At 62.6% G+C, this 1,274-nt stretch carries 2 protein-coding genes; both read left to right on the top strand.

The genetic code is table 11. The features are described from left to right. A partial coding sequence (locus QZL67_RS10690) for a putative sulfate exporter family transporter (protein ID WP_292920319.1) occupies positions 1 to 472 on the top strand: 472 nt, incomplete at its 5' end. A gap of 129 nt (positions 473 to 601) precedes the next feature. Continuing rightward, positions 602 to 1,274, top strand: a 673-nt coding sequence (locus QZL67_RS10685) for a helix-turn-helix domain-containing protein (protein WP_292920317.1), incomplete at its 3' end; no start/stop codon positions are given.

Here is a 1,274-nt window from a genome sequence, read left to right as displayed (position 1 = left end):
TCTCTTTCCCGCCCCGCTTTCCAACGCCCCCTCTTCCGTTCGGGCCGCCGCTGCCGCCTGGGACGGCATGCATCCCGGCGCCAACACGCTGGACACTGCTGCCATCGTAAAGATGACCCGGACGCTGGCCATCATCCCCATCACGCTGGTGCTGGCGCTGCTGCGCACCCGGCGGGAAGGAAAGCAGGGCGGTGCCCAGGTGGACATCAAGAAGATCTTCCCCTGGTTCGTGCTGCTGTTTTTGGTGGCGTCCATCATCACCACGCTGCTGCCCATTCCCGCAGGCTTGGTGAGCTTCCTGAAGAGCGCCAGCAAGTTCTTCATCGTTATGGCCATGGTGGCCATCGGTCTCAACACCGACATCGTCAAGCTGGTCAAGACCGGCGGAAAACCCATCTTCATGGGCTTTTGCTGCTGGGTGGCCATTGCCTGTGTCAGTCTGCTGGTCCAGCACCTGCTGGGCATCTGGTAATCCGGCAAAACGCTGTGCCCCAGTGCCTGCAACCTGAAGTTGACAAACTTCCAACCGCCGCGTTCTTGCCGGAATGCGGCGGTTGGTCTATTCTTTTGCCTATCCAAAGGGAAAGCGAGTGTACAAGCCATGCAATTTTCGGACAAACTGACGGAGCTCCGGCGCAGACGGGGCCTCAGCCAGGAGCAGCTGGCAGACTTTCTGGGCGTCACCCGGCAGTCTGTCAGTAAATGGGAGTCCGGTACCGCCATGCCGGAGCTGGGAAAGCTGATCGCACTGTCAGACCTTTTCAGTGTGACGGTGGATGCTCTGGTAAAGGAACAGTTGGACCTGCCAGACCCCGACCGGGCGGTGGATATGGAGGAGAATCGGGCTGCCCGCCTGGAGGCCAAAATGGACGATCTGACCCGATATATGCGGGGGTATTCCTACGACAGCAAGAAGCAGCTCTTCGGCCTCCCGCTGGTGTCCATCCGACTGACCCGCCGCGGTTTCTGGGGCCGGGACAGCGTGGCCAAGGGGATCATCGCCATCGGCAATACCGCTGTGGGTGTGGTGGCAGTGGGAGCCTGCAGCGTGGGCCTTTTTAGCATCGGCGCCCTCTCCGTGGGCCTTTTGTCCCTGGGGGCGCTGTCCGCAGGCGTGGGAGCGCTGGGAGCCGTGGCGGTGGGGATTGCGGCCTTCGGTTCCTGCGCCGTGGGCGTGTACGCCGGAGGCGTGGCCGCCGCGGGAAAAGAGATCGCAGTAGGCGTTGCCGCACTGGGGGAGACCGCCGTAGGCCAGGAGGCAGCGGGAGAGCACA

It is taken from the genome of Oscillibacter sp. CAG:155 (genome assembly GCA_000436875.1).
In the GTDB taxonomy this organism is placed as follows: Bacteria; Bacillota; Clostridia; order Oscillospirales; family Oscillospiraceae; genus Oscillibacter.
This window is presented reverse-complemented; position numbering and strand designations above follow the sequence as displayed.